This is a genomic window from Nostoc linckia z4 (assembly GCF_002608075.1).
GTDB classification, from domain to species: domain Bacteria; phylum Cyanobacteriota; class Cyanobacteriia; order Cyanobacteriales; family Nostocaceae; genus Nostoc; species Nostoc linckia.
Map to the genome: position 1 here is coordinate 90,153 of NZ_LAHA01000005.1, position 23,056 is coordinate 113,208.

Below are 23,056 nucleotides of genomic sequence, written 5' to 3' on the forward strand. Positions count from 1 at the left end.
AAAGTATATTATTATACTTAAAATTTATGTCTGGCAATATCATAGACTAAATTCATTAAATAATGTCACTTCCAAGTTTTTTAGAACTTGAATATTACCTCATTTAATCGCCAATAATGCAGTTACTAATCAATTTTTGAAACATTTTCATTCTAATTAATAGCTCTTTTTATCTTTTTTTTATGTCTCGATTCACAAAAATAAAACAATAATACCCGTATTATTGTCCATTTTGCTTGTTTAATAACATCATTATTTTCTTTATTTTCCCTTAAATTTATTTTAGAAAGATAAGTTGTTCTATTAGAACTTACCGAATTATTTCCATAAAACACAAGTAATCCAGCTTGAAAACATAGTCTAGACTTTTAAATTGCACAATCGCTTTGTTGATAGTTCACACTCAACAGTCAACAATCAACTATTTAATCGGTTGTTTATTTGTTGGAATTTCCTATTAGGTCTGTTTTCAAGATGTAAAAGCATTTGAAATAGAAAATTAATTTTGCTTAATAATTTATGCTATTACAACAAGAATCATTGTCTTCTTATCAAGAAATTCTGCTGAAATTAGACTATCGTCAGAGATTAGAAAAAATAGCTCGCAAATACACGAGAGGAACAAGTTTATCTTGGGAAGATGCTTTACAAATTGCCCATTTAAAAGTTTTCCTGGCTTTTCAAGCAGGAAAGTTTCGCCAAGGGAATGTAAAAGAATTTTATTACTGGGCTATTGCTGTAGCTAGATGTGCAATTATTGATTCTGTTCGTAAAGAAAGTCTGCGGAAGTACCAGAGTTTAGATGATAACCTTCCAGGAACAGATATGTCTCTATTAGACACAATTCCTGATGAATTTAGCACATTGGATGCAATAGAGCGTGCAGATTTAATTGTGAAAGCTCTAGAGTCTATTGACAAACTTGATAAATGCTATCCACACCTAAATTATCTTAAATTATGGCAAGGAAAAGTTGATGGTAAAACACAAACTCAAATTGCTGCTGAATTAAAAATCAGTCAGGGTGAAGTTTCCAAGCGATGGCAAGAACTATTAAGGCAGATTGCAGAGTTATTAGGACTATTGGAAATTAAAAATATGAAGGATAAACTGCAAAAAAAATACCAACATAAAACATCACAACGTAGGTCAATACAACAGTGGTAAGTTAATAAAATAGGGATTCAATCAAAGTTATTTCTGTATCCAATTTTTATCATTTTTTGATGTCCTAACCAACTTAGCTGTTGTTATAGGTAAAAAAGTTCAATTATTCATTAGATATGGATTGAATACTATCCTATGTTGATGTTTTGGTTGTCAATGAACGTTGATTCAAGAAAAAATCTATGCACGTAAATTTTAGAAAATTGATTTTTTTTAAAAAACAAAAGTGTAATATCTTAAGGCCACAACCTGGAGAAATTTGGAAAGTTAATGGCTCAATAACAAGTCCTTTAAATTTCCTGAGCCGAGATCAACAAAATTTGTACTCTTCTTTAGCACGCAATTTTTTAGCAGGTAATTCACCACCACGCTATGTAATGATTGTTAAAGAACCTGAGCTATCAGAAAATATAGAAGAGGAATGGTTGATTGTTTATGTGATGCTGCTATCAGTAGAAACAGATTTTGTGAGTAATATAGATTTGCTGATTCCTGCTAGGATATCAGGTTTAGATCGAGATTTACTAGCAGAGACTTGGCATATTATTCCTACACTGGCTTGTAATTTACTACAACCTGTTGGCAAACGACTTTCCCGGCAGATTTATGATTATTTGCTAACAGTCACAGACTATCATAATGGGTTGGTTTCTCAACTACCAGCAATGAGAGAAATTCAACACTTAGGGTTGACAGATGATAACTCATACTCTGGAAACAAACAAAAAATTCAAAACTTTCATAAAGCAGAACAAGACTGGAGTGATGTATTAACAGTACCAGTGGCAGCTTACTATACTTACTTAAAAAGTATAAAATTTACGCAAGCAATTTTAAATGAAGCATTGCAATTAGAACAAGATTTGCAATCTGACAAAAATTTGAGATTTTACGGTTTTAATAAATAAGTTATTTTGGTTAAAGCGTTGACTGTTGACTGTTAACAATAGCAGCTTTAATTATTTCATTATTCAGTAATGCCTAAAATCAATCTTCATTTGTAGCGATCGCTCGACTGAATTTTCTTTACACTTCTTAAGATATAGCCTCTAAAATTGCAAAAGCTAGTTTAAACAGCATCGGGTTTATAAGCTAGCATCCATAAGAATATGGCAGCTATTTTTGGGGGTAACAAGTGAGGAAAATTTGGCTATTGAATTTGACATTGGTCAGTTTGGGAATGGTGTTATGGTTTAATATGCGTTCCTTACCGACATCAACACCTACTGTTGCAGTTTCACCACCAAAATCTATCCGCTATGAACAGCGCACTTTAGCCGAAAGCATAGCGAATGTTCTATTCGTTCCAGCTAACAGTCAATTTTTGGTAACTCCTGCACTATCAGACAAAGTAGGTACTGTAGAAGAGTTTGCCCAAAAGTATAAAGCGATCGCCATTTTTAATGCAGGCTTTTTCGATCCAGCCAACCAAAAAACCACATCCTATGTCATCATACAAGGAAAATTGGTAGCTGACCCCAAACAAAACCATCGCTTAGTAAATAATCCCAACTTAAAACCTTACTTAGGTAAAATTCTCAACCGCACAGAATTCCGTCGTTATCTATGCGGGGAAAATATCAAATATGATATTACTTTGCACAATGAACCACCACCAGACGGTTGTAAGTTAATCGATGCTATAGGCGCTGGGCCGCAACTATTACCACAACTGACGTTAGTAGAAGAAGCTTTTGTAGATAAAGTTAATAAACGAGATGCACTTGGTAGCAACCAACTCAATGCTAGAACTGCTGTAGGAATTACCCGTGATGGAAGTGTTGTTTTAGTCATGGTTAGTCAAAAATCTTTAGGTGGGGCTAATTCGGGAATTTCGTTACCAGCGTTAGCAGATTTTATGAAAACCCTTCGTGTTGAGAAAGCGATGAATTTAGATGGTGGTAGTTCGTCTTCGCTTTATTACAAGGGTAAAACTTTTTACGGAAAAATTGATTTGCAGGGAAATTTCATCAAACGGCCTGTGAAATCAGTTTTAGTGGTTCAAGAAAAATAAACATAACTATAGCAATTTCAAATAATTTGTGAACTATTACATGTTAAGGTTGTTGACTGTTAACTGTTGACAGTCAACACTAATATTGTTCAAAACTGAAATAGGATTGCTATAGTTAGAAATATTACCAAATTGGTAAGTTGTATTTATAACTTGCTGTAATTTCCCACGTCAACAAAAACAAACTCAGGTAAGACTAATTTTTAGGCAAGACGTTTTAGATTATACAAATTATAATGTAAGCGTTCTCGTATTTTGTTGATGTATCCTTGAAGAAACATTAATACTCTATCTCTTTATGGGTAGAGTATTCACCAATTGTGGATTCTGACTCTTGTCTATTAGTCAGCGAGTAAAAGTTATATGAAATTAGTTAAAAAGTTTTTAGCGTTATTTTTTCTCGTATTTGGCATACCATTGTCTGCTGGGATGCTTTGGGAAATTATCAATCCTAAAACTACCCCTGAAGACAAAAAAGGCGCTGTAGCTGCTTTAGTTGTTTTCACAATTCCGTCAACAATGATAGGAAGTTGGTTGAGTTGGTCTGTAATCCAGGAGAGTAAAAAACAAAAAACTTTACTCTTAGAAGCAGAACAAAAGCATCTTCAATCGGTGTTTTTAGAATTAGTTGAGAGTAATTCTGGAACGATTACAGTATTGCAAATGGCGAAAAATGCTGATATATCAACCCAAAAAGCTAAAGAATATTTAGATGAGAAAGCCAAGGAACTAAATGCTTCTTTTGAAGTAGGTGAAAGTGGAAATATTTTGTATCGGTTTTCATAAAAATTTAGAATTATCTATTCATCAGGGTTGATACCAATTTATTCAAATCTTGATACAAATGCAACAAATTGTAAGGGGGTGCTGCTAAGGCGATCGCCTGCTTCATTGACTGTTGACGGTTAACTGTCAACAGTCAACAGCCAACATCAAAAGACATACAAATTAAATGCGTGACAACTTATATCTTTTCATACTTACGGAAGAGGTAATCTTCACTAAGTTTATTGTCATTATGGCAATAGGGTAGTGTACAAAAGCCTTTTGTAGCAGTATGGAATAGTTATATGGATACCTACATCAAAAAAACCACTTTTAACACATTTGTCTTTGAGATGACTGATGAAGATTGGTTTAACTTAGGAAAATCTGATGCTTGGGCTGGGCGATTTAAAATGTCACCAGAACAAGATGCTCAAGCAGCAAGTATGTATGATTTAGGTTACAGCGAAGGTAAAACTCAACGTCCACCAATTCAAACAATAAAGGAGGAGTCAGGAGTCAGGAGTCAGGAGTCAGAATTCAGAATTCAGAATACTTGAATCAGAAATCGCTAAAATCAAATATTTAAATCGCGTAAAGCTAGACGAATTTGTTCTATGCGTCTGCGGTTAACGCCGAGATCGGATTCTCCCACGCGAGAAGCCGATCGCACATGAATCACTGGTTCATCCGCAGGAAAATAAAACTCTACATCATCGATAAATTGAAAAATGCGGCTTTTGGAGAGAGCATGGATGTAATTATCTGTTTGTTCGATAACCTGTGTGCGGGGAACAACGGTGAGGACTTTGAGTAAGGTTTCTTTTGCTACATCGCGGTTTGTGTGGTAGGCGATCGCGTCAATGGCGTGTTTGTCATCTGCGTTTTGACTGACAACACAGTTGTTGGAAGCAGGACAAGCACTCAGATGACCGTTATTAAGTCCTAAGCTAGAAGCAGCCCAGGTAGCGCTAGGAAATATAAAAGTTAGGAGTATTGTGAGAGTGAGACTCCAGAAGAATCGGCGGGCGATCGCTGTTAGCAAGGGAGACATGATAAATTTACTCCTGTTGGTTTGACTCAATTATTTTCGGTCATTTTGGCGCAGTTGTGGGAGTTAATGGTTATAGGATGAAAACTGTAATACATTACACAAAATATTTTTTATGTATACATTCGTAGGGGCGCACAGCTGTGCGCCCCTACCCCGTACCTAACTTTCGTTCTTGTTCCTTTTCTTCTTCAAGTCAGAGAATCTGCTATTTCTTTCAATTTACTCTCTAATTTATTGTTAGTTTCTTGTTCTCGCCACAGACCAAAAAGTTTTAAAGCTTTTAAAAATGGTAGTTTTACATCCTGGCGATAGGCTTCGTAAACTACATTGATTGTCTTACCAGAATCGTTACTTAACTGCTTGATAGTCCCTAAAAATCGGTTAATGGAATTATTGTTATATCCCAATAAATAATCACACACTTCTTGCTGATATACACCTACTAAATTATGCAATAATTGGTTACGCAGATCATCTTCTGTTTTTCTTTTATATTGACATGACCATTCCAAAATTCCCCATGCTTTAAAATCATGTCTAAGTTCACATAGCCATTTGAACTGTTTGCTATTATTCAATTTGAAAATTCTGTCTCTTGAATTTTGATATTTTTCCCAGTTTGGAAAATCAAAATCGCTTGGATCGGGATTAGGAAATTTTAATTTTCTTAAAACATCTAATGGATTTTGCAGGTTTGTTGATTTTTTAATATCGGTTTGAGACTTAACAAATAAACCAGTTTGATCCCAATCTACGAGACTTGATAATTTTATAGGATAATCATTAATCTTTTGAGTTTGGGAAATAATGGCAGCTTTTAAAAAAGTCTCTTGCGTAGCATTGAGAATAGCTATTCCCTGAATGTAATTTTCTTGTTTAAAAAATATTTCCACTAAATCAAGCGCAGTAACAATTCGCTCAACTGCTGATTTTACTTCAAATTCTTGCCCTTTTATTAAAGCATTATTGATATTAAATAAATCAACTAGTTGATTTATTTGTTTTATTGTTTGTTCATCAACTATTCCTATTAATATTTCTTTAGCCGCAGCAGGTAATCCTTTAATAATTAACTGCTTGGCTTTTTGAATTTGCATTCCCCGCCAATAATTAGAACTTTCAATAGCTTCTGATTCGGATTTTTGCTTATAATTTTCATTCTCATCAAAATATTCATTACTAACTAAAAATTTGACATTTTTAAATCTACCTAAGCTAACAAATTGCACCGCCGAAGATATGGCTGGTGTTCCAGCTTGATGGCTAACATATACTGTTGTTAATTCATTATTATCTAACTGTGGTAATGTTTTTTCTACCAAAGAAAGGGTTTCATTCCAATTATCTATACCTTTCTTATCTGGATTGTTTGGCGTTAAATATAAAAACTCTAGTTGAGATTTGTCTTTAAAATACCACTCTAATAGAGGTCTAAGCGTACAAGTATCTTGCCAGTAAGGGCATTTTTCATAAAGAATTTGGTCTGGGTCAAAGATTTTACTTTGGTCTGTCAGCAAAATGATAATTTTTTGCGGCTGATTATTATCTCCAAAATATTTACAATAAGTATCAAGCAATGGAAACTCTAAATCTCGCTTGTAATAATCAGGGTGTTTTTCATACACTAAGCCTAAAACTCTAGCTGGTACAGTGTAACCAGCACTTTTATCTCTGGGGTCTAGTGGCGGAGGTGAAGCAAAGTCTGTAGCATAAAATTCATCTTCATATCTCACTTCACCATACAAACTTCCCCAAGTTTTGTCATTTTTGAGGATGACATCACTATTACCTGTTGTCAAAATCCAAATATTCATACTTTATTCTCCCCAAAGTTTGGTAAAATCACTGGTAGTTAAAAAACTTAAAAATTCCTGTGTTGTCTCATCTTTTTTATCAGGAAAAACCGTCAATAACTCTACATATTCTCTGCCTTTACGCTTTATTTCTCCTTCTTTATTTCTGATATAGTGCGGGTACATACGATGCCAAATTCTACCAATTTGGCTCATTTTACCAGTGAGACTTGAACCTTTAATTGATTTACTTCCTTGGTAATTACCGTGAAACCATCTCACGGCTAAACTGTCATCTTCATCTTGGGCAATGCGTCCCCAGATTTGGACTTTTTGCGGATGGAATGATTCACGCCAAGAACTTATTTTATTACTTGGAGTTTTCCCTTTTAATTTCAGCCAGTTGTTTACAGTTTTTTGAATATCATTCAAGATATTAGTGATATGGCTGAGGCTATTGACTGGGAAGTAATATTGATTTGATTGTGGGGTAAATTGCCAATGACAACCTATCATTGGTTTACCATTTAAATACTCTGGAAAGAAGAGACGGTGGTCAATGCGTCGCCAGGATTTTCCAAAGCCACCAAGCAGCATTGCAAATCTTAAAATTTGTGTTGCTAATGTCTTCAATTCTTTTTTATATTCTTTGGAGAATGAACCCATGCACAGAATATTTAAAGTTCCTACATTTAAATCATAGGTAGGCATGATATTTCTACCATATTTATATTCATCCATTTCTAAATCAACGGCATTAAAAGAAATTCCTAACTCTCCCACAACTGCGCCATTTCTACCGGCGAAACCTCCCCAAAGTTGTCTGGTTAATTCTTCGGCTGTGTTTTCATCGGTAACGCTGCTAAATAATCGCAGAGTGTGACCGCGTAAGGCGGCTTTAAAAGTATTTGGTCGAAATTCTCCGGTTTTATCGATTAGTTGTGATGCTAATCCTTGTCCGCGTAGGTTAACAGTTACTAATTTGGTTTCTGGATGGTTTATCGGTTGACCGTAACCCGCACTAACTCTAGAACCTATACCTTTTTCTATGGCTTTATCCCAAATATTCCAGATGATTTCCCATTCACTGGGGTCTAGTTTTTTAGTACTGGAAATGCCAAATACTAAGGTGGGTTTATAAAGAGATATTTGAATAAAGGCTGAGTGGCTACCGTTATTTTTAACTTGCCAATCTTGTTGAGGATGAACTACATCAATTAATGGTTCTTCAACCCATGTTGCATCTTTGGGATAACCACCATGAAAGCGTAAAATTCCTGGTTGGGTATCTTTATTAGTTATTTTTCCACCACAGTATTTTTTAGCTTGTTCTGGGGTACAGGCGCGTAAAAATGCGCCTTTCATACTTGCGCCTGGGTAAAAAGGAAATCCTTTAGCGGCGATGACTGGCCGAATGATATCTTCGTCTTGTCCGCTGTTGGAAACGAAGCGCCAAGTTATTTGATATTCTTTTGTTTTAACGTTGCTGCTAAATTTAGGTGGTTCGATTGCAGCGGCTTCTACCCATTCATCAACCCATCTTTCTGATTGTTCGGGATTTCTAATATATTGAATTTGTCCGCGTCCTGAAATTTGGGCTTGAAACATTAATGGAACTTCATTACTATTCGTCATCGCCAACTCCTGATTTTTTATAGCGCTGAGTCCACCAAACTAAGCTGTCACAAAATTGAGTGAGGACTGCTAAACAAATTCTTTGGTCTTCAATGGGGAGTTTCCATAATTCGGCTGCGACTTCTTGAATTTTTGCGGTGTTATTATTGCTAACATCTTCTTGGGGTAGTTTAATTCCGGCCTGTTGCATAATTTTGACAAAGCTTTTCCAGGTATCGCGCCAATATTGACCTTTTGGTGGTTCTTTTTCTAAGAGTCTTAGTTGTTCTCCCCAAAATCTTTCTAAGCCAAATGCTACGGTGATTCGCATTTTGTGAGATTGACCGATGACTCCTTTTTGGTCGCGGTGTTTGAGGACTAGGCGTTGTGCTTCTTGGTCTAAGTCGTAGGATTTCCAGGTCATAAGTGATAGTAATTCGTAATTAAAGATTTGTAGGGTGTGTTATGCCGTAGGCTAACGCACCTTGAATTTTTGATGGTGCAAAACGATACATCTTTTGCTAATTTTGTATGATGATGAGTTAGTTTTTTTTATTTCACGCAGAGGCGCAGAGAGGAGTTTGAGAGTTTAGAGTCCGTTTAAGGTTAAGGTACAGTGACCAAAGCCGATGGATTCTAAGCCGCCAAGGTAAATGTCTGCGGTTTGGGTGTCATTGAAGGGTTGCCATTTTTTTCCTGATTTATCGTCTCTGATGGCGATGGGAAATACTAAGATGGTTCCTTCTGGTAAGGCTTCGGTGTTGAAGAAGCCGCCGCCTTCAACTACTTTTTGATCTGGTTTTAAACGGACGCGACTTTGACGATATAATGCCATGTCGTGAATCATGGATATATCACTGTCCTCTACGATTACTGATGGTTTTTCTTTGCCGGATGGAAACCAAGGGGATAGGTCTAATGGATCTTTTTTAATGCTTAAAAAACCTAAATTGAAAAATAAGGTTTTTTGACTTCCCGAACCTCGCGCTTTTAAGTTTTTGGAACCTGTGTAAGGGTCTGGTATTTCTATTTCTTTGAGAGATTTACCGTTTATTTTGACAGTTTCGCCGGCTATTCTTTGGTAGCGTTGGAGTAGACGCGGACTTGTTACCCACACTATTGGTTGACCGGGACAAAAGACTGGTAGCCAGAGAATAGAAGCGTATTCAAATTTGATAATTGATTCGTTATTAATTTCTGATTGTTCGGAACCTGCTGCATCACCATACCAATAATTTGCAGCTTGTTCTCCATCTATCAGGCGCATTTCGGAACGCAGGCGGCCGCGAATTGAACTACCTGGAAGTATTCCTGTTTGCGTAAATTGGTCGCGGAATATTAAGTTTAAATTTCCGCTTTCTTCTCCGGCGGTTGCACCTACGTGTAAGGGTGCTAAGGTTTCTATGATTCCATAAGCTTTTTTATACATTTTAGGCTACTCCTTTAATTTCTATTGGTAAACATAAACCGCATCCTACACGTTTTAGGCTGTAACCTTCTTCGGGGAACCATGCTTCGTCCCATTGGTACCAAGGTTTGTTTATCGGTTCGGCTAAAACATAAACACTACCAGCAGGTACGGCGTAACGTCCTCTTCCTAAGTTACCTTTGGCGCGGTAACGGTAGGGTACTGGTTTATCTGTTAGCATTTCTATGGTTTGGGGAAAGCTTTTATGTTGAGGATGGCGGTGAGAGAAGCGGTTTGAACCCCATGTAGCTGGTGCAATTAAGGCGAAAGTGCGTTGAATTGGCTGATTTAATAGGGTTAAGAATTTTTTATTTTTAAGTTCTTCGCACTCGATTTCGACTATGTGATTTTCTCCGCCGAAGCGATACCAGCCGTTTTCTAGAGGATAGGTTGAAAGATAAACTAAACAACTGTCGTCTGACATTTGGACGGAGTTTTCTAAGAAGAGTCCGTCTGATTTTTCTACACAACGTTCAGATGTTTTGATTTTGGGATGGAGAAAGGAAACGTATTCCCAAGGATTTTTAGCTACAGACTCATTAGACTTCAGTGTTTTTGGTGCTATTCCCCAAGAATTAATAGTTTGCCAACGATAATCAGGTTCTAGTTTTTCGCTTTTATTTTCTAATTGCCATTGACCATTTTTTAATTCCCACTCATCTACTGCTTTTTTGGCGATGATTTTATTCCAAGGTATGGGAATATAAAAGTTTTGCTTGTCTTTGAGTTTTGACCAAAAAGGGCCAGCTACAAATAGGTTGTCGCGCAATTCTGTTTGAGGGAATTTTTTGGTAATTTTGTTGACGCTAAACATTAAACCTGAGAGGGTGGCGGCTTCTGGAGGAAATTTTGCACCGGAACGACCCACTAAGTTTTCTGGGGAAAGAAATGCACCTGCACTTCCATACATTAATCCCAATGGATTGATTGTAATTATGTATTTGAACATAGGTACAGTGGCGTTAAGATTTAAGGTTTGTAGTGAGGGCTAAAGCCCTAGTTTGAGGGCTGAAGCCCTCACTACGAACTAAATTTATTTTTGGATTAGTTAACATGTTTGGTTTTATTGTCACTTAATTACATAAATGCCAGCCTACTTGAATTAAATTACTTATCCACTCAATTGTGGCTTTGCTTCTTTCATAAGCATCATCTTCGTCACTAAAACCGACGAGATGTTTGGCACGTTCAGGATTGAGCAATTCTTTGCCTTCGCCTGGGAAATAAATATCGAAGAATTCAATGGGGAATTTTTCGACAAATGTTTTTTTATCAATATTAAATGCACGTCGTGATTCTAGTTGTGCTAAATCTTGATATACATGACTCCAGTTTGATTTTTTCTCTCTGTCTTGGTATTTGGTTAATATGTCTAAATAATCCCAGGGACAAGTCCACTGCACGTATTGACCGCTGTTAAAGACTATGCGAATAGTAACTCTATTTCTTCCTAAAGATTTAGCTAGTTTTTCGGCTTCTCGACAATGTTGCAGGACATCTCGTTGGGGGACGCTACCTGCAACCCAAACAAAACCAACACTGACATTAATCGGCTGTTTATGTTCTTTCCATTTATTGTTTAATGTCATCAACCATTCAAATGCTTTGAATGGGGGAATAGGTTCGGCAGGATTTTTACTGTAAATTATGCCTAGAAAGTCGTCTCCACCTGCATAAACTACTCTGCCTAATTTTTCGCGTAAGTTGAATTTTTCACCAAAGTCTTTGCCCCAATCACGGATTGCATGAGTAAAATTTTTCAGTTCTTCATCACCGTTATTTTTAGCAGCTAATTTTTTTAGATATTCGCCAACTTTATCGCCATCTCCCATAAACCAACCCGTCCATTGTCCAGGGATATTTTTAGTTGGTTGGGGTTTGCGTTGAATTTCTCTAAAGCCTTTATCTAATGGTTCTATTTTGAGGTTGTCTCGAATTTCATGCCAGGTAACTAAACGTTTTACTAATTCGGGAATACTCAGTTTTTCGTTAGGTGCAATAAATTTTCCTTCTGGGGTTTCTTCTTCTGGTTCTTCGGTGATTGCTGCTAATGCTTGATAAAATTTCTTAATTTGTTCGTCTTCTAAAGAATAGGTGATAAATTTAGGATCTCTGGCTTTTCCACCCAATCCAGGAAATGCTATTCCATCTGTTCCTGTTAAACTAGAACTTTCTCCTATCCAGTTAAGCGCTGTCCAACCACGGGAAAGTTTGCGGGTTTCTAAGTTGTCCATTGCTGCTGGAATGCTGTCGCCTTCTCCCCAAAAGATTTCCCAGGCGTGGTTTCCCCAGTTTGTCCACTCTCTCTCCCAATGGTATTTATCTGAGACTTTATCCTCTATCCATGTGCGACATTCGTGCAATATTCTTTTCCATGCTGATAACAGCGTTTGTTCTGCTTGTGATTTGGAAAATTGTCCTTTAATTAGGATGCGATTTGGCATTCCTTTTTGAAGTTTGGGAAGTCCTGGGGATATGACTGTTGTGGTTTTTTGGGCTTCTTGTACTAGCTGCTGGCTGAGATATGAGAGAATCAATGATGCACCGTACAAGTCTCGGAGTTTACGGGATTTCTCAATAAATCCTTGGACGGGAGCAAAGGTTATGGCTGTATATTTGGTCACGCTTGCTTTTGTCACTGGTTGCAGTCTTGTTTAAATTACTGTAGAAATTTGAGTTTTTATTCAGTGGTTATACTTTGTAATAATTCTCGATTTGGGTAATTAGGAGTTATGTAAGGGTGGGTGAGTTCTTGTGACTTTTATATCTTGGCGGAAATTTTGAGGATGTAAAGGCCTTTTCGTGCGAATGACGAAATTTTTTTTAGAGATGATTTATTTCACGCAGAGGCGCAGCACTTCGGCTACGCTCAGTGACCGGCGCGGAGAGGATGAGGAGTTTGAGATGTTCATCGACACCAGTCGCCAAATCGCTACAATCCTATATTTTTCGTTGAGTGGTGTCGATTCCTTACTGGATAATGATTTGAGGTATGTGTGTTGTTCAATTTCACACAACATATATAATGTTTTTTAGAGTGGTGTCGATTTGGCGGCTGAAAGCCTTACGGGGCAAAGGCTCCTGAACGAACTCTTTACCGATTGCTCTAAATCGGAATTAATGGAAACGGCAATATCTTGCAACTGTTCTGGAGAAAAACTTTTCCTTTACCGATTGCTCTAAATCGGAATTAATGGAAACTAACGCATGGATCTTCCATTACCATTACAACTTCTTCTTTACCGATTGCTCTAAATCGGAATTAATGGAAACAATCTTTTGTCTCTCGATGGAGGGTGCTTGCAGATTCTTTACCGATTGCTCTAAATCGGAATTAATGGAAACTTGACACTAGAAGTTCCTCCTGCGCCGCCTTGACCATTACCTTTACCGATTGCTCTAAATCGGAATTAATGGAAACGCTATAAAAACAGCATCGGAAGCGGGTATTCCAACTACTTTACCGATTGCTCTAAATCGGAATTAATGGAAACTTTACAACAGAAAAAACACGGATTCTATGTAGAACTTTACCGATTGCTCTAAATCGGAATTAATGGAAACAAGATTCTTTTTGCACGTTGTAAATGGCAGCAGGGATTCTTTACCGATTGCTCTAAATCGGAATTAATGGAAACTATTTGCAATACCCAGTCTTTTTTTGTTTTTGGCAAAAGCTTTACCGATTGCTCTAAATCGGAATTAATGGAAACTAAAGTTGATGGTTTTTGTCGTCCAGTGCTGTGACCTTCTCCTTTACCGATTGCTCTAAATCGGAATTAATGGAAACACTTGTCCTTCCAACTTTGTGGAAAGACTTCTCGACTCCTTTACCGATTGCTCTAAATCGGAATTAATGGAAACCACCAAGCCAGTCAATCCTCAAAGTTCTTGAGGTTGCCTTTACCGATTGCTCTAAATCGGAATTAATGGAAACTCTTCCAACATGTTGTCGCCAATAATGGAAAAGCCGTTTTCTTTACCGATCGCCCTAAATCGGAATTAATGGAAACCAAATCTCATTAGCCCAGTTCCCATTTTCGGAACGGGGTCTTTACCGATCGCTCTAAATCGGAATTAATGGAAACAATTTCTTTGATTTTTGCTTTGAACTTCAAGTTTGCTTTACCGATCGCTCTAAATCGGAACTAAGGATTACCAAAAATATCCAATCTTGTGGGGTGGGCGTCTCGCCCGCCCAGTCCATAGGGCGGACAAGATGTCCACCCCACAAGAAAAAATCCCCGACTTTTTAGAAAAGCCGGGAATTTTATTTTTCTCAATTGCTTATTGCATTAAAATCTGACGGATTAAAATACTCATTACTTCGTCAGCATTACCAGTTGGTACTAATGGACTCCAGTCGCCGACGCTAGCGTAGCCAATGATTTGCAGATGGTGAATTGTGCCGATAACTGCTTTTGAAGAACCCATCAATAAATGTTTAACCGGTTCTCTTTTGGGTAATGGATTTTGAGCCGGTTGATTTAAGACTGGTATATTTAAGTTCTCGCTATCCAAGTATTGTTGCAGTTCTGATTGATTTTCTACAAACTCTTCTTCTTGTGCCATGATGATAATTAACTCTCAGAATGGGGGTTTAGGGAAAGGCGATCGCAAGCTCTTGCCGGAGGGCGATCGCCTTTCTTATTTGCATATTAAAGTATAATTTTATACTTGTAAAGTACCTTGATGAAAATAATAAGCATTTATTGGTAATTTTTTCAATAATTTTATCGAAACTTCATGTTTTGGTAAAATTCAATAAGTAAAAGCAGCAATTACTTTCTCAAAAGCAGCTTTTACTTTCTCAAAACAAGCTTTTGCTTTCTCATTTTGGTGTTTTCCGCAAGTCAAATAAGCTTTTGCTTTCTCAAAAGCAGCTTTTACTTTCTCAAAACAAGCTTTTGTTTTCTCATTTGGATGTTTTCTACAAGTCAAATAAGCTTTGATTTTCTCCAAACAAGCTTTTGCTTTCTCATTTGGATGTTTTCTACAAGTCAAATCAGCTTTTACAGCAAATTGCAACTTTGTGAGGTATAGGTAATTGTAAGGGAGATAATAATTTGATTCAAATCACAACATAATTTTCACCCAGTTTCTAGTCCTTTGGTATACTTTTAATGTGACGGAATTAAAAAGGCGATCGTTGGGTTTATGAGTTAATAAGTTCAGATAAGCTGATTTTTCTTGTCCCTATTCCCTTACTCCACAAATAAACTTTTTTAACTTCAAGCTTATTGATTTATCAATATTTAGAATGAAGAGGAATCTAGGAATTATTGTATTTTTATTATTAATTTTATATGTTAGCTATTCAATTAAGGCTAATAGCAAAATCAATATTGATATTTTTCCTGGACATACTCCTAAAAATTTAGAGAAAATATCTAGAGGAATAATCAAGTGTAAGTGGTTTCCCAATCCACATCATTGTGAGTAATGTATTGAGTTATTTGTACAACAATTTTCAGTTAAATAACCCACACTGTAGGGGCTAACGGTTGTTCATTGGTGTCAACTTAACATCAAAACATTGTAATGACGTTATATCAAACTTAACTCAATTACCAATTAATCCGGACTTACCCCACCCCGGCTTTGCTGACGCAAAACCTCCCCTCCCCTTAGCAAGGGGAGGGGATTGAGGGGTGGGGTAAACGGCTGTGGGACAAGGTTATAAAAACGGATTTGATATTAAAGGGAAAAGGGAAAATACCAAACCTTTCCCCCTTTTCCCTGCCCCTTTTCCCGACTTCTGCAAGAAGTCTCATACACCAGCAAACAACCTTTAAAATTGATGATATCTTGTGTGTGATGAAAAGATACTTGAGATTAACGGTTAACAGAACTCATGTCTGGGTAGCGATCGCCTGCTGCGACATTTTTGGGTGCAACTGCTTCAATGCGATTCAATTCTTCTTGTGTCAAAGTAATTTCGGTGGCTGCAATATTCTCCTCTAAGTAAGTCCGGCGTTTTGTACCAGGAATTGGCACAATATCGTCTCCTTGAGCCAAAAGCCACGCTAATGCAAGCTGACTTGCGGTTACTCCTTTTTCGCTGGCAATTTCTTTCACTTGCTCCACTAATTGCAGGTTTTTATAAAAATTTTCACCTTGAAAGCGGGGAGAATTTCTGCGATAGTCATCAGCTGGAAGATCCTCAGGACTTGTAATTGCACCTGATAAAAATCCTCTGCCTAATGGACTATAGGGAACAAACCCAATACCTAATTCCCGCACTGTAGGTAAAATTTCGTCCTCCGGTTCTCGACTCCAAAGAGAGTATTCTGTTTGCAGTGCGCTAATGGGATGAACTGCTTGCGCTCGTCGAATCGTAGCCGGAGCAGCTTCGGAAAGTCCTAAATAACGTACTTTTCCTTGTTTAACTAATTCTGCCATTGCCCCCACAGTATCTTCAATGGGTACAGTTGGATCTACGCGATGTTGATAATAAAGGTCAATAACTTCAACTCCCAGGCGTTTGAGGGAAGCATCGCAAGCTTGACGGACGTATTCTGGTTTACCACTAATGCCTTTCCAGCCACCGTCCTCAGTGCGGACGTTACCAAATTTAGTTGCTAAAACTACTTTATCGCGACGGTCTTTAATTGCTCTGCCTACTAATTGTTCGTTAGTAAAAGGCCCGTACATATCAGCAGTATCAAGAAAATTAACTCCGAGTTCTAATGCTCGATGAATTGTAGCAATGGCTTCAACTTCATCACGACCGCTATAAAACTCAGACATTCCCATGCAACCAAGTCCAATAGTTGAAACTTCTAAACCTTGTTTGCCTAGCTTTCTAATTTTCATCAACTAATCTCCTAAGTAATTGGGAAGACAAATTACACCCTTGTGTATTATCTCTTTCTCAATTATTAAGTCATCTATTATGAGAAATATTCCTTGGGTAATTCCAAAATCGGTTGAAGCGTTGACTGTTGATTGTTGACGGTTGACAGTTCACAGTTCACAATCAACGGTCAACAATAGTAATTGTAAGGGCGAACGGCCGTACCCTACAGTAAAGCAAAGCCTACGCCCCTACATATATACTTGATTTACCTAAACAACGCTGTATATTCTGACTCCTTACTCCTGACTCCTGAATTCTGAATTCTGACTCCTGACTCCTGAATTCTGACTCCTGAATTCTGAATTCTGACTCCTGTTCATACTTTTCTTTGATTGTTGCCACAATCCTAATCCTTTGTTTTTAGCGTTAGCTTCGCCAATCAAATATTGAATTTGGTTTTCATAGCAATTAGATAAAGATGGTTTGTCAACTACAGCGTTACCTTCCTGTACCAAAAGTAAATTAACTGAGCGATTATCCAAAAATACTTCGCCAAGGGTGCGACCATTGTTGACTGGTTCTATATTTCTAATAACTATAGGACTTTGAGGCGGTAGTAATTGTTTTAATCTTTGTGTTGTTACTAGGTTTATTTGGCGATTAGTTGTTTTTGATGGATTAATACACGCCAATTTTACTGTAATTGGTTGTCCGGTGTTATCCTTAACCAAAATTGTATTTCCATCTACAACGCCAACTACTGTAGCTAGCACCAACATTAATTCTAGTAAATCCATCATTTTATCTCTGGTAATTGATAATTTACAGGTGATTTATAATTTCACATTAATTTAACTACTTGATGAAAACTTTGTAGTCTTCAATTTTGCTAGCCAAGCGCCATGCTAGGAATGGACTTGCATCTTTCAAGGTTTCATAAATTTCAATTCCTTGTTCTCGATAGCGAATAATTTTCTCTTGATTCCAATAATGTGGCGGCGCTTGTAGGTTGCTAATTCTATCGGCTAGCTTTACCATCCATATTTCTGGCGGTTGCTTTTTGATTCTCCGCAAACTATCTGTCATTTGCAAATCTTTAGCAATGGAATTATCTTTAGTGAGTGCAAGTACGCCATTAGCGATCGCTTCTCCAAATTCAGTTTTGATTTCTTCAAAGGTTGTCACTGTGTCTTCGATGATGTCATGCAAAATTGCACATTGAATTGCTAAATTGCCGTCACGTTCATTTTCGACATATAAAGCAGCAATTACTTCCATACTCACAAAATTCAAGTGCATAATATAAGGTATTTCTGAACCTGGAATTTTCTGCCCTTGATGTGCCTGCGCTGCTTTATTGAAGGCTTTGATATAACTTTCCTGCGACCAATTTTTTTGCATATTTAACGCTCTAATTTAATCATCTGGAAATTGCCAAGACGAAATACTTTCTACATCTTTGCTACCGCATTCAACGCAAGTAACATCAAATGTGGAATCTATCCATTCATAGCCGCAACTACGACAGTGACAAAAAATATTATTGCGGTTCGCTTGTTTTATACCCTCGTGCCACTTCTGTAGTTTATCAGGAGGAAAAAACGAAAATTTATCAGACACAATTGCAATCAATCCTTTGTATAAACGATGATTTATGGCGTTTTTGCCATGTTACAATTCCAGAATGAAACTATCTCGCAAATGAAAATCAGCTTCTGCACCCCGATGAGTTAATGCCCAGTAACTAAAGCCACCATCTTTGTATTGAATAACAGTGGTAATGGCAACTTCAATTATTTTTTCTGGAGAGATAAGTTTATCCAAATCAATGTTTAATGTAAGTACTAATTTATTCGGTTGATTTGTAACATTAAATGCAAGTATTGTCAAGGCTGCTTCTTCCCTCATTCCTTGACGATAGCCATCAAAACGATAGACATTCCAGTGTCCGGCGGGGGAGAGATTGAATTCCCAATATTGTTGAGAATTTTTAATGCTAAGAAAAAATTCAAAACAAGTATTTTCCCACAGTTGATGCTGGCGCGATGGCGTGTTTGATGCTGGAGCAATGGCAATTTGATTTAAATCTCCTATCAGGTTATAACTGATGCTAAATTGATTAATATTTCGGCTGATATCACCTGTAATTTCCAAATTAGCTAGAGATTCGCTAGAAGGAAATGGTTGCAAAGAAAATGTCTGGTTATTCATTTGTTTCTGGTTGATGGTTGACGGTTACGAGGATGTTTTAAAAGTCTTTTTGTTGGTTAAAAAACGTTTTATATCCCCCTAATACCAATTCACGCATTATGTGGATTAGACACTAAAACCGTTGATTTATCGTTGTAGAGACGTTGCAATGCAACGTCTCTACAGGGCGCACAATCCCTGATATTTCGTTGATTTGGATAATTTACATCATGTCCGCATAATTTAGTTATGATTCCCACAGCCATTGCACCCCACCCCTTAATCCCCTCGCCGCCTGCTCTGAGGGGAGACAAAGCGTAGCTTTGGCTCTTTGGGGTTTTTCGGGTTTAATAAGTAATCAAGCGGACACAATATCACATCAGACGTAATTCAAAATCTAAAATTCAAAAAGTGAAATATAGCAACTCACGAATCAACAGTCAACAGTCAACAATCAACAGCCAACCCTAAAATAATTTTTTTTTGCCCTTCTTGAATATCTTCGATAATTTTACGAATCTGCGTTTCTTGGGATTCGATACTCTCGGTGAGTTTAAACTGAACCATCGCCCTTGCTAAATTATGTTCTGGATACTTGACTTTGAAATAGACATTTCCTGCTAAATAATCGGTAAAAAATCTTAATCCTAATTCAAAGGTAATCAAACGAATTGCATCGTAGATATAAGCATAGTCATTTGCGGTGAGAAAAGCCTTAGCTACACTCAGATAACCTGCTAAAATTCTTTGACACAAGTCGGTATCGAAATAAACGCTTTGGAAATTCTGGGTTTCTTCTCCAACGGGATTGCAACCGGAACGCAAACAATCGCCGATATCGTAATGTACTAAACCGGGTTTTACGGTGTCGAGGTCGATGACGCTGACGGCTTGCTGGGTAGCAGTGTCGAACATGACATTATTGATTTTTGGATCGCCGTGCATCAAACGCAGTGGCAAAATTCCTTGTGTTTTGGCATTTTCTAGGATGTGTGCAAAGGTTTGGCGATCGCTAACAAATTCCAAGCAATAATTAACCTCAGGAGTTTTCGGCACTTTGGTTGTGGCTAAAGCTTGATTGTATTGCTGGAGGTAAAGGGGTGTAATATGAAATCCTTGCAGAGTATCGGCGAGTTTTTCTGGTGGTAAATCGCTAATTAAATTGTGGAACATACCCAAGGCATAACCGATTTCTTGTGCATGTGAGCGATCGTGCATGGTATCAAAGGATTGTGAATCTTCAATAAAGCTAATGGCCCGCCAAAAGGAACCGTCAGCATCTCGCCAGTGGTCTTCTTCGTTTTTAGTTAGTAGTACTTGCGGTACTTCCCAGCGACGATTCAAAGGAGTAGATTGTAACTTTTGGCGAACATGCTCAGTGAAGATACACATGTTCTGCATAATCAGTTTTGGCTGGCGAAATACTTGTGTATTAATGCGTTGTAAAACAAAATGCTGTTGTTCTGAAGAATCTAAAGTGACTAAAAAAGTGTCATTTATATTACCACTACCGAAGGCTTTTGTCGCTGTAACCTTTCCCAGTCTGGCGAATTGATTGGCGATCGCAACTAGATTTTCTGTACCTTGTTTATTAAGTTCTTCGATCATATTCGTGTTTATCCTGACTCCTCCTCACCTACATTGCACAAAGGCAATAGGGGATATCGTAGCGCAAGTATCAAGAGAATTTGTAATTCGTAATTCCTAATTCGTAATTTTTAATTTTTCTCAGTCACAGTGATGTGGGGAATTATTTGTCAATGATGAATTGGTAAAAATGCTGTCTGGGAATACGGGGTACTCACGCCCCGTATTCATTATACTTGTTACATAAGTCGGGAAAGGGGTAAAGGTTTTGTGTTTTCCCTTTCCCCTTTTTCCATCTCTTGCAAACAGCACTTTTGCAAGAGGTCTATTCACTAGTTAGCGAATTTCGTCGCTATCAACCCACTCATCATAAGAGGAGTCATAACCTATGTAGCGAAGGAAGTATTGGTGACCTTGGACTTGTTGAATGGTGGCAGAATACCAGGCTTCTTGGTCATCATCCCAACATTTTACTTTTTGACCAACAGCATATCCATTGTCATCAGCAGAGCGAAGATCGCGAGTACGAATGTCATCTTCACCTACCCATTCATCATAAGATGAACCATAACCAAGGTAATGAATATAGAATTGGTCATTTTGGACTTTTTCAATTGTTCCTTGATACCAATCTTCGTCATCGTTATCCCAGACTTCCACTGTGCTGCTGAGTGCATACTGATTGTTATTTGACGATTTCGCAGCAGATGAAACATCTTGAATAGGCTTTTGAGGTTGTTGCTTAATTTCCTCTTTCACTAAAGTATGTGCTTGCAAAATCACACTGCGAGCAACAGTTTGAATACCTGTATGTTCGTAGTAATTTGTAGTTTGGTCTAAAAATGCTGCTACAAAATCTAAATTATCATCAGCAATTTGAATAAAATTACCCAAATGACTAGAAATTGATTGCGGTGTGATGCCTGTTTTAGCTACTAAGCCATTCATCCACCCTTGCACAGAGTTGAAACTTTGATTAATAAAACCAAGTTTATCAGAGGGGGTATTGCCTGGTAGAGAGTTATTGACAGCTAAGAAAACAGGATTTTGAGCGACTACGCCAGTATCAACGCCACTAATAACTGAGTGAATTTTCCCTAAGAAATCTGGCCCTAAAGGTAAAATTCCATCGATACAAACTAAAGCAACCATCCGCATCAGAGATGCATTTTGATAGTTGTTAGCCAGAGAATTGGCAAATTGTTGCGGGTTTGGTTGAGGAATACCATTTAGTTTGCAAAAAGCGATGATTTCCACAGCAATTTTCAGTGCTAAATCAATCGATTGAGTGACATCGGCTTTGGGAGTAACGTTACTTAAAAAAGAAAGAAAACCAATTTTCTCACCAACTTTATTAGCTAAAGCCGCCGTGGCCATAGCTGTATCTGCTTTATCAATTATTTGATAAACTTTGATTGCAGCTTGATAGCCATTTTGAGGATCGTGATATAAGGAAACAGCGCGATCGCGAATTTTTTGGATTATTTGAGGATCTGTTTCTCCAGTGATGCCACGGATGTTATTGTCAAACCCCACCAAATTGTTCCATTCACCTGGTGCTACGTAATCAAGAGCTTTTAAAACTTTAACAGTGATATTGTCAGCTGGTAATTCATCAACCAACTGAATAATGGATTTATCCATCAGCCGCTCCTCAAAACTCTAAATGATTTTTACAATTCGGTTCGTAACTCCATAGGTTAAAAGTATAAAAAGCTACTATAAAATCAGCTATTATAGTCAACGCTGCGTGAATTACTGAACCGTATTAATAGAGTTCCCAGAATCGGCGAAAAAATAACTATTCTCAAATATTCTGCTGATTCCTTAACTATTCTGATATTATGTCCACCTAATTACCCATAATAAAAACCTCTTTGCGTCCCCCTGTCTCCGTGTCTTTACGTCAGTTCTAACTATGGGTCTTTAACCGAACCTGATATGACTCCTGAATGGTGACATTCAATCTTCGCTCCAATCTTCACGACCCAAGAGGTCTATAATTTTATCTCGGAGTAAAAATTCATTTTTTTCTAGCTCAAGTTCCACACAAATCCAATCACGACCAGGAATATATCTACACAAAGCGTAAATTGGCTCGTTACGACGAATTACTCCTTTTTTAACCAATTCCCGCGCTTCATCTTTGATAACTTCAATATCATATTTAACAAGAGTATCCATAACAAAACCCCCGGATGTTTACGACGCAGGTTGAGCCTAAGTATTGACACTTGGACTCTAACTTCAATTTATCGAAAGTATTTGAGGATTTTGTGAAGACGTAAATTCAACAGTACTTACACAGCGAGATTAATGGTTATTGGGCATGGGGCATTGGGCATTGGGCATTGGGCATGGGGCATTGGGCATTGGGCATTGGGCATGGGCATTGGGCAGAGGGGAAAAACTCATCTCGCCTTTCCCCTTTCCCCTTTCCCCTTTCCCCCTTTCCCCTTCCCCCTCATCTCCCCATACCCTTCCATAACTTCCGTAAAATTTGAAGCGAATGTGTAGTTTTACTGTAGTCGAATATTCCTGTCAGGGAGTAGCGATACAATCACTATACACATTTATGAGTATCATCAACAGCACATGATTACTA

Annotated in this window: 22 protein-coding genes and 1 CRISPR repeat array; of the genes, 5 read left to right on the forward strand and 17 right to left on the reverse strand. The window is 37.6% G+C overall.

Annotated elements, in window-relative coordinates; translation table 11 throughout:
* The first annotated feature begins 519 nt into the window (after positions 1 to 519).
* From VF06_RS06985 to VF06_RS07005, 5 genes are all read left to right on the forward strand, one after another.
* Entirely contained in the window at positions 520 to 1,167 is a 648-nt protein-coding gene (locus VF06_RS06985; protein WP_099067957.1) for a sigma-70 family RNA polymerase sigma factor, read from the forward strand.
* A gap of 320 nt (positions 1,168 to 1,487) precedes the next feature.
* A complete protein-coding gene (locus tag VF06_RS06990; protein WP_257207503.1) occupies positions 1,488 to 2,075 on the forward strand; it encodes a hypothetical protein in 588 nt (195 codons plus the stop codon).
* A 227-nt stretch (positions 2,076 to 2,302) separates the two neighbouring features.
* The gene (locus VF06_RS06995) at positions 2,303 to 3,181 is read left to right on the forward strand and encodes a phosphodiester glycosidase family protein (protein WP_099067958.1); all 879 of its coding nucleotides are present in this window, start codon (positions 2,303 to 2,305) and stop codon (positions 3,179 to 3,181) included.
* Positions 3,182 to 3,544: 363 nt separating this feature from the next.
* Positions 3,545 to 3,967 (forward strand): hypothetical protein, encoded by a 423-nt coding sequence (locus VF06_RS07000; protein WP_099067959.1) that lies wholly within the window; start codon positions 3,545 to 3,547, stop codon positions 3,965 to 3,967.
* A gap of 284 nt (positions 3,968 to 4,251) precedes the next feature.
* The gene (locus tag VF06_RS07005) at positions 4,252 to 4,506 is read left to right on the forward strand and encodes a hypothetical protein (protein WP_099067960.1); all 255 of its coding nucleotides are present in this window, start codon (positions 4,252 to 4,254) and stop codon (positions 4,504 to 4,506) included.
* A gap of 17 nt (positions 4,507 to 4,523) precedes the next feature.
* On the opposite strand, the gene VF06_RS07010 is transcribed toward VF06_RS07005, so the two are convergent.
* The 17 genes from VF06_RS07010 to VF06_RS07090 form a co-directional block, all read right to left on the reverse strand.
* Positions 4,524 to 5,000: a DUF1499 domain-containing protein gene (locus VF06_RS07010; RefSeq protein ID WP_099067961.1), complete on the reverse strand. Its 477-nt coding sequence runs from the start codon at positions 4,998 to 5,000 to the stop codon at positions 4,524 to 4,526.
* Positions 5,001 to 5,188: 188 nt separating this feature from the next.
* Entirely contained in the window at positions 5,189 to 6,814 is a 1,626-nt protein-coding gene (locus VF06_RS07015; RefSeq protein WP_099067962.1) for a hypothetical protein, read from the reverse strand.
* Positions 6,815 to 6,817: 3 nt separating this feature from the next.
* A complete protein-coding gene (locus VF06_RS07020; RefSeq protein WP_099067963.1) occupies positions 6,818 to 8,428 on the reverse strand; it encodes a hypothetical protein in 1,611 nt (536 codons plus the stop codon).
* Complete coding sequence (locus VF06_RS07025) at positions 8,418 to 8,831, reverse strand: hypothetical protein (RefSeq protein ID WP_099067964.1); 414 nt, start codon at positions 8,829 to 8,831, stop codon at positions 8,418 to 8,420. The genes VF06_RS07020 and VF06_RS07025 overlap by 11 nt, the downstream gene beginning before the upstream one ends.
* 165 nt (positions 8,832 to 8,996) lie before the next feature.
* Positions 8,997 to 9,836, reverse strand: coding sequence for a type III-B CRISPR module RAMP protein Cmr4 (gene cmr4, locus VF06_RS07030; protein WP_099067965.1), 840 nt, complete (start codon positions 9,834 to 9,836; stop codon positions 8,997 to 8,999).
* A 1-nt stretch (position 9,837) separates the two neighbouring features.
* A complete protein-coding gene (locus VF06_RS07035; RefSeq protein ID WP_099067966.1) occupies positions 9,838 to 10,824 on the reverse strand; it encodes a CRISPR-associated protein in 987 nt (328 codons plus the stop codon).
* 124 nt (positions 10,825 to 10,948) lie between these two features.
* Positions 10,949 to 12,499: a Cas10/Cmr2 second palm domain-containing protein gene (locus VF06_RS07040; RefSeq protein WP_099067967.1), complete on the reverse strand. Its 1,551-nt coding sequence runs from the start codon at positions 12,497 to 12,499 to the stop codon at positions 10,949 to 10,951.
* Between the two features lie 468 nt (positions 12,500 to 12,967).
* Positions 12,968 to 14,034: direct repeats of the CRISPR family, unit length 36 nt; unit sequence CTTTACCGATTGCTCTAAATCGGAATTAATGGAAAC.
* A 128-nt stretch (positions 14,035 to 14,162) separates the two neighbouring features.
* Entirely contained in the window at positions 14,163 to 14,447 is a 285-nt protein-coding gene (locus VF06_RS07045; RefSeq protein WP_180267291.1) for a hypothetical protein, read from the reverse strand.
* 189 nt (positions 14,448 to 14,636) lie between these two features.
* Positions 14,637 to 14,903 (reverse strand): hypothetical protein, encoded by a 267-nt coding sequence (locus VF06_RS07050; RefSeq protein ID WP_099067969.1) that lies wholly within the window; start codon positions 14,901 to 14,903, stop codon positions 14,637 to 14,639.
* 807 nt (positions 14,904 to 15,710) lie between these two features.
* Positions 15,711 to 16,691, reverse strand: a complete 981-nt coding sequence (locus VF06_RS07055; protein WP_099067970.1) for an aldo/keto reductase — start codon at positions 16,689 to 16,691, stop codon at positions 15,711 to 15,713.
* Positions 16,692 to 16,970: 279 nt separating this feature from the next.
* Entirely contained in the window at positions 16,971 to 17,474 is a 504-nt protein-coding gene (locus tag VF06_RS07060; RefSeq protein WP_244918013.1) for a thermonuclease family protein, read from the reverse strand.
* 55 nt (positions 17,475 to 17,529) lie between these two features.
* Positions 17,530 to 18,075, reverse strand: coding sequence for an HD domain-containing protein (locus tag VF06_RS07065; RefSeq protein ID WP_099067972.1), 546 nt, complete (start codon positions 18,073 to 18,075; stop codon positions 17,530 to 17,532).
* Between the two features lie 15 nt (positions 18,076 to 18,090).
* Complete coding sequence (locus tag VF06_RS07070; protein ID WP_099068008.1) at positions 18,091 to 18,294, reverse strand: hypothetical protein; 204 nt, start codon at positions 18,292 to 18,294, stop codon at positions 18,091 to 18,093.
* A 51-nt stretch (positions 18,295 to 18,345) separates the two neighbouring features.
* Positions 18,346 to 18,885 carry a DOMON-like domain-containing protein gene (locus VF06_RS07075; protein ID WP_099067973.1) on the reverse strand — a complete coding sequence of 180 codons (540 nt, stop codon included), beginning with the start codon at positions 18,883 to 18,885 and terminating at the stop codon, positions 18,346 to 18,348.
* 426 nt (positions 18,886 to 19,311) lie between these two features.
* A complete protein-coding gene (locus VF06_RS07080; RefSeq protein WP_099067974.1) occupies positions 19,312 to 20,472 on the reverse strand; it encodes a phosphotransferase enzyme family protein in 1,161 nt (386 codons plus the stop codon).
* Positions 20,473 to 20,787: 315 nt separating this feature from the next.
* Positions 20,788 to 22,095 carry an agenet domain-containing protein gene (locus tag VF06_RS07085; protein WP_099067975.1) on the reverse strand — a complete coding sequence of 436 codons (1,308 nt, stop codon included), beginning with the start codon at positions 22,093 to 22,095 and terminating at the stop codon, positions 20,788 to 20,790.
* A 318-nt stretch (positions 22,096 to 22,413) separates the two neighbouring features.
* On the reverse strand, positions 22,414 to 22,635 hold the full coding sequence (locus VF06_RS07090; protein WP_099067976.1) for a DUF4327 family protein: 222 nt from the start codon (positions 22,633 to 22,635) through the stop codon (positions 22,414 to 22,416).
* Positions 22,636 to 23,056: the final 421 nt, after the last annotated feature.